Annotated in this window: 2 protein-coding genes; both read left to right on the top strand. The window is 68.7% G+C overall.

The annotated features are described in order from the left end of the window. A partial coding sequence (locus tag BFE01S_RS36500; protein WP_156967284.1) for a thioesterase domain-containing protein occupies nucleotides 1-1,446 on the top strand: 1,446 nt, incomplete at its 5' end. After that, nucleotides 1,436-7,550, top strand: a 6,115-nt coding sequence (locus BFE01S_RS41645; RefSeq protein ID WP_042340064.1) for a non-ribosomal peptide synthetase, incomplete at its 3' end; no start/stop codon positions are given. The genes BFE01S_RS36500 and BFE01S_RS41645, both read left to right, overlap by 11 nt.

The raw sequence follows: 7,550 nt of genomic DNA, 5'->3' as shown, positions 1-7,550 counted from the left end.
GTGGCGGACCCGTTCGGTGATGACGGCGCGCGGCTGTACCGCACGGGGGACCTGTGCCGGCGTCGGGAGGACGGGACGATCGACTTCCTGGGGCGGATGGACCAGCAGGTGAAGCTGCGGGGCATGCGTATCGAGTTGGGGGAGATCGAGGCGGCGCTGCGGCAGGTGGCGGGGGTGGAGCAGGCGGCGGTGGAGCTGCGGGGGGAGGGCGAGGCGCGGCGGCTGGTGGGGTACGTGTCGGGGGCGGTGGAGGTGGAGGTGCTGCGCGCGGGGCTGGAGGGGAGGCTGCCGGGGTACATGGTGCCGGGGGCGCTGGTGGTGCTGGAGCGGCTGCCGGTGATGCAGAACGGGAAGGTGGACCGTCGCGCGCTGCCGGAGCCGGAGGCGGGAGGGGAACGGGAACGGGTGGAGGCGCGCACGGAGCGCGAGGCGCGGTTGCTGGCGGTGTGGCGTGCCGTGCTCGGGCGCGAGGAGGTGGGCGTGACCGATAACTTCTTTGAGGTGGGCGGAGATTCGCTGCGCGCACTGAAGATCGTCCAGCGTGCGCGTGCCGAAGGGTTCGACGCGTTGCAACTCGAACAGGTGTTCACGCACCCCACCGTGCGCTCGCTGCTCGAAGCGGTCGATGCGTCGCGCGATCTGCCGTCGAATCTCATCCGCATGACGCGCGCGAGCGCCGCCGCGAATCTGTTCGCGATTCATCCGCTATACGGGCTCGTCGCGGAGTATCGGACACTCGCGCAATCGCTGGAGGGACTCGCGACCGTGTACGGCGTACAGGCGCCGTACTACACCGACAAAACGTGGTGGCCGCAGACGCTGCCCGAACTCGCGGCCGACTACGCCGCGCGTATTCGCCGCGTGCAGCCCGAAGGTCCGTATCACCTGCTTGGCTGGTCGCTCGGCGGCGTGCTTGCGGTCGAAGTCGCGCATTGTCTCGAACGCGACGCAGAGGCCGTGCATTTCGTCGGGCTCGTCGATTCGGCTGCGCCGCACGAGATCGTCGATGCCGCCGGCCGCATTGCGAATGCGCGCGCGATTGCGCCACGCCGCATCGGCGACGAGGAACTGGAACGGTTCCGCCAGTTCCTCGACGAGGCGCAGAAGTGGCGCGACTTCCTGCCCGAATACCACCACGGCGAAGAGCGCGAATTGCTGCGCACGGCTGCGCTGATGAACGAGTACTTCACCTCGATCGTGCGGCAAGGGCAACGCAAGCCGTTGCGTGCGCCACTGATGCACTGGTGGGCGCGCCGCGTCGCATTCGAGGGCACGCCGCTCGCATCGGAGCGGCAGTCCGACTGGTCGCGCTACGTCGAGGGCGCAGAGCGCCGCTCGGCGTTCGTCGACGCCGATCACATGGGCCTGCCGCATCACCCCGATTTTGTGCAGGCGCTGCAGGCGCATTTTTCATCCCAGGATAGCAAGGTCAGCGATGCTGCTTGAAACACCCCAACCGTTCAATGTCGCTTGCCGCGTAGGCGAGCTTGCTGCGCTGCGTCCCGACGCCACGGCGATCGTGACGGTCGGCGCGAACGGCGACACCCGCCACGACTACGCCGACCTCGACCGCCGCGCGCGCCGCATCGCCGCGTATTTCCAGCAGCGCGGCGCAGCGGGTGCCCGCGCGCTGCTGCTTGCCGACAGCGGGATCGACTACGTCGCCGCGTTCTTCGGCTGCCTGTATGCGGGCGTGATTGCGGTGCCCGTTTATCCGCCGGAATCCACGCGCGAGCAGCACCTCGCACGGCTGCGCGGCATCGCGGAGAACTGCGACGCGCGCTTCGTGCTCGCGACCTCCGACATTGAAGCGAAAGCCGCCGAAGCGCTGGCTTCGATTGCGCCCGGCGCGCAGGTGATCGCAATCGACCGGGTATGCAGCGATGCCAGCCAGGACACGATCCCGGGCGCCTCACCGGACGTGACCGTCACGATCGGCGGCGACGCTCTCGCGTTCCTGCAGTACACGTCAGGATCGACCTCGGCGCCGAAGGGCGTGATGGTGTCGCACGCCAACATCCTCGCCAACGAGATTGCGATTCAGGCGAGCCTTGGCGTGACGGCCGACGACGTATTCGTGAGCTGGCTGCCGCTCTATCACGACATGGGGCTGATCGGCGCGCTGCTGCAGTCGATTCATAGCGGCATCCCGCTCGTGCTGATGTCGCCGCAATGGTTTCTCGAGCGGCCCGTGCGCTGGCTCGACGCGATCTCGCGCTATCGCGGCACGATCTCCGGCGGCCCCGACTTCGCATACCGGCTGTGCTGCGAGCGCGTGCGCGATACGCAGATGAGCGGGCTCGATCTGTCGAGCTGGCGCGTTGCGTTCTGCGGCTCGGAGCCCGTGCGTTACGACACGCAGGAGGCGTTCGCCGGGCAGTTCGCGCCGGCACACTTCGACGCGGGCGCGCTGTACCCCTGCTACGGTCTCGCCGAGACCACGCTGTTCGTGACCGGCGGCACACGCGGCGGCGGCCTCGTTACCGAGGCGTTTTGCGAGGCCGGCCTGCGCGCGGCACAGGCCCTCCCCGAAGCGGAGGGCGTGCGCCTCGTGCAGTGCGGCCGTCATGCCGACGCGCATGACGTGCGCATTGTCGATCCCGTTACGCGTGCCACGCTGCCTGAGGGACGTTCCGGCGAGATCTGGGTCAGCGGGCCGAGTGTCGCGCTCGGCTACTGGCAGAACGCCGATGCGACAGCCGATGCGTTCGTCGAAGACGAGGGCACGCGATGGCTGCGCACCGGCGACCTCGGTTTCCATCACGACGGCGGGCTCTATGTGGTGGGGCGGCGCAAGGACATGATCATCGTCCGCGGACAGAATCTCTATCCGCAGGATATCGAGCGCGTGGTGGAGGCGGAGGTCGAAATCGTGCGCAAAGGGCGCGTGGCGGCGTTCGGTGTGGAACTCGACGGGCGCGAGGGCATCGGTATTGCGCTCGAGGTGTCGCGCAGCACGCAGAAGCTCGTGCCGCCGCAGGCGCTGGTCGATGCCCTGAACGAGGCGGTCAGCATGGCGTGCGGCGAGCCGCTGGCCGTGGCCGTGCTGCTGAATCCGGGTGCGCTGCCGAAGACGTCGAGCGGGAAGCTGCAGCGTGCGGCGACTGCTCAGCGATGGAGAAGCCGCGAGCTCGACGCATATGCGATCCATGCAGGCGGCCGCTTCGTCGAAGGGATGAGCGCACGCATCGACAGTGCCGGCTCCGCGTTGTCCGGCGAGGTGGAGCCGCCGCTGGCCGCCATCTGGTCGGAGGTGCTCGAACAGCCCGTCACGGAAGCCGGCGCGCATTTCTTCTCGCTCGGCGGCAACTCGCTGCGCGCGACGCAGCTTGTTGCACGCATGCGCGAACGCTGGAAGGTGCGGTTCGACATCGCGGATGTGTTCGACGCGCCGGAGTTGCGCCGCATGGCCGCGTTGATGGGCGAGAGGCTGGCGTCCGGTGAACCGCTCGAAGTAGATTCGATTATTCCGGAATGCGAAGATATTGGCCGGTTCGCGGCGTCGCCTGGCCAGCAGCGTTTGTGGTTCCTGTGGCAACTGGATCGCACCAGCAGCGCCTATCACATGGCGGGCGGCCTCGACGTTCGCGGCGCGCTCGATACCGCGGCGCTTCGCAGCGCACTCGATGCGCTCGCACAGCGCCATGGTGCATTGCGCACGACGTTCGCGGAGGATGGCGAGCATGGCGTTGCGCAGATCGTTCACGCGGCACGACCGGTCGGCCTTGAAGAGATCGATGCGCGCTCGGGCCTCGTGCATCTTGACGAACGCCTGCGCAAGTTCGCGAGCACGCCGTTCGATCTCGGTCATGGCCCGTTGTGGCGCGCGGCGCTCGTTCGTGTTGCCGACGACGCGTACCGCATCGTGCTCGCGATGCATCACATCGTTGCCGACGGCTGGTCCGTCGATCTCCTCCTCGACGAGCTTGCACACCGCTACGGCGCGGCAGTGCGCGGCGAAGCACAGGCGTTCGCGCCGCTGCCGCTGCGCTACCCGGATTATGCGAACTGGCAGCGCCGCTGGATCGCGTCGTCCGCGATGACGCGGCAACTCGAATACTGGCGCGCACGGCTCGTGCCAGCGCACGTGCCGCTCGTGCTGCCGGTGGACCGTCCGCGCACATCGGCTGCGGATCATCCGGCCGCGCATCATCCGTTCGCGGTGCCGGACGCGCTGCGCGAAGCATTGCGACACGTGGAGCGCGAACACCGGCTCACCTTCTTCACCGTGTCCATGGCCGCGTTCGCGCTCGCGCTGCACGCGTACACCGGCGAGTGCGACATCCGCATCGGCGTGCCGTTCTCGGGCCGCACGCGCAGCGAAGCGGGCGACCTGATCGGCTTTCTCGTCAACACGCAAGTCGTGCGCTGCCGGATCGACCGGAGCGCGCCGCTGCACCAGATGGTTCGCGAGGCGCGCGACGCAGTGCTGGGCGCTCAGGACAACCAGGCGTTGCCGTTCGATCTTCTCGTGGATGCGCTGCGGCCGGAGCGCGGTGCAGGCAGCACGCCGCTGTTCGACGTGATGTACGGGCATCAACCCGCTATTGATGGCGTTGCGCAGGCGATGGACGGCGTGGCGGCGACGCGTTTTCGCATTGCCGACCAGCGCGTGCCGTTCGAGCTGACGCTCGACACTTACGAGGCGCGCGATGGCCGGGTGACGGGCGCCTTCACCTACGCGGCCGAACTGTTTGATGCGCAGACGATTAGCGGCATTGCCGAGCGCTATCTCGCGCTGCTCGCAGCGATTGCCGCCGATGCGAACCGGCGGACCGCAGACGCACTGGCGGCCGCCGACACGCAGCGCGACCGTCTGCTCGCGTGGTCCGGCAGCGCGGGCGCATACGATGACATCGAACCGGTCATGCGCGCGTTCGAGCGCCGCAGCGCGAGCGATCCGCAGTCGATCGCCGTGATCGGCGGTGCGCGCGAGGTGAGTTACGACACGCTCAACGCGCAGGCGAACCGGCTCGCGCACCGGCTGCTGAAGATCGGCGTGGGCCCGGACGTGCGCGTTGGCATTGCGGTGGAGCGGTCGGTGGACATGGTGATCGGTTTGCTCGCGATCCTGAAGGCGGGCGGCACGTATGTGCCGCTGGACCCCGGTTATCCGCGCGAGCGTTTGTCGTACATGCTCGAAGACAGTTGCGTGAGCCTGCTGCTCACGCAGTCGGGCGTGCGCGAGCGTATTCCCGCGGGCAGTGGGCTTCCGGTCGTCGAGATCGATCGTGTCGATCTGTCCGGCGAATCCGTGTCGAATCCGGATGTCGCCGTGCATCCGCAGAGCCTCGCGTATGTGATCTACACATCGGGTTCGACCGGCAAGCCTAAGGGCGTCGCAGTCTCGCACCGCGCGCTCGCAATCCACATGCAGGCGACCATCGACTTTTGCGCATTGAATGCAGCCGATCGCGTGCTGCAGTTTGCGACGTTCAGCTTCGACGGCTTTGTTGAGGAGATCTATCCGACGCTGGCAGTCGGCGCGGCGATGGTGCTGCGCGGGCCCGACCTGTGGGATAGCGAGACGCTGTACCGCAAGTTGCACGCGCACCGGATCAGCATCATCGACGTGACGACCGCGTACTGGCACCTGCTCGCGCAGGACTTCGCCGCGGTGGGGCCGCGCGACTATGGTGCGCTGCGCATCGCGATTGCGGGCGGCGAGGCCATGGCGCTGGAAGGCGTGAAGGCGTGGCGCGCGGCGGGGCTTGGGCACGTGACGCTGCTCAACACCTATGGGCCGACGGAGACGACGGTTTCCTCGACGCTGTTCGACTGCACGCCGCTCGTGGCGGCGGACGCGTTCGATGGCCGGGTGCCGATTGGAAAGCCGCTTGCCGGGCGGCGCGTTTATGTGCTTGACGCTGCATTGAATCTGGCGCCTGTGGGCGTTGCGGGCGAACTGTACATCGGCGGGGCGGGGGTGGCACGCGGCTACCTGAACCGTGCGGCGCTGAGCGCGGAGCGCTTCGTGCCGGACCCGTTCGATACGGATGGAGGCCGCCTGTACCGCACGGGCGACCTCGTGCGCTGGAACGCGGCGGGGGAGCTGGAGTACCTCGGTCGCATCGATCACCAGGTCAAGATCCGGGGCTTCCGGATCGAGCTGGGCGAGGTCGAGGCGCAACTGCTCGCGCAGCCGGGTGTGCGGGAAGCGGTGGTCACGGCGCAGGCGGGCGCGGGCGGTACGCGCCTGGTGGGCTATGTGAGCGCGCACGCGGGGCAGACGCTGGAGCCGCAGACGCTGCGCGCGTCGCTCGCGGCATCGCTGCCGGAGTACATGGTGCCGGGCGTGCTGGTGGTGCTCGAAGCGCTGCCGCTCACGCCGAACGGCAAGATCGACCGCCATGCGCTGCCCGCACCGGATGTTGAGGCGCGCGGCTACGAGGCGCCGCAGGGCGAAACGGAGGCGACGCTGGCACGGGTATGGTGCGAGGTGCTGGGCGTGGAACGCGTGGGGCGTCACGACAACTTCTTCGAACTGGGCGGGGACTCGATCCTGAGCCTGAAGGTGGTGGCGCGCGCGCACGAAGCGGGGCTGCGCATAGCGCCACGCCAGGTGTTCGATGCGCAGACGGTGGCAGCGCTTGTTGCGGCACTGGCGACCGCTTCCGTCACAGCGCAGGACGAGAGCGCCCCGCCGCTTCGCGCGCTGCCGCCGGCCGAACGGCAGGCATTGCCGCTCTCGCATGCGCAGCAGCGGCTGTGGTTCCTGTGGAACCTGCAGCGCGGGAGCAGCGCGTACCACATGGCGGGCGCACTGCGCCTGCGCGGTGCGCTCGACGCACGGGCGGTACGGGCAAGCTTCGGCGCGCTGGTGATGCGTCACGAGAGCCTGCGCACGACGTTCGGGGCCGGGGCGGACGGTCAGGCCGTGCAGACGATCCACGACAACGGCCATTTCGACTGGCGCGAGATCGATCTGGGCGATGGGAACACCCAGCAGCGCATGGAAGATATCTGCGCCACGCTGTCCGGCGAGCCATTCGACCTGACGACCGGCCCGCTGCTGCGCGTGGGTCTGATCCGGATGCAGGCCGACGAGCACGTGCTGGTGGTGTCGATGCATCACATCGTCTCGGATGGCTGGTCGGTGGACGTGCTGCTGCGCGAGTTCGTCGCGGGCTACCGCGCGCGGGTGACGGGCGAAGTCCCGGACCTGCCGCCGCTGCCGCTCCAGTACGCGGACTACGCAGTGTGGCAGCGCAACTGGCTGGAAGCAGGAGAACGCGAGCGCCAGCTGGCCTACTGGCAAGAAACGCTGGGCGACGCACAGCCGGTGCTGGTGCTGCCGGCGGACCATCCGCGGCAGGCGGTGGCGAACTACCACGCGGGCGCCCTGCAACTGGACCTGCCGGGGGCGCTGGGCGAGGCGGTGCACCGCACGGCGCGCGCGCACGGCACGACGCCGTTCGTGGTGCTGCTCGCGGCCTACGCGGTGCTGCTGCACCGCTACAGCGGGCAGCCGGACATCCGCGTGGGGGTGCCGGTGGCGAACCGGGACCGGGTGGAGACGGCGGGGCTGGTGGGGCTGTTCGTGAACACGC

The organism is Paraburkholderia ferrariae NBRC 106233 (assembly GCF_000685035.1).
Taxonomy (GTDB): domain Bacteria; phylum Pseudomonadota; class Gammaproteobacteria; order Burkholderiales; family Burkholderiaceae; genus Paraburkholderia; species Paraburkholderia ferrariae.
Note: the sequence above shows the minus strand (reverse complement) of the source record. Positions and strands in the feature narration are given on the sequence as shown.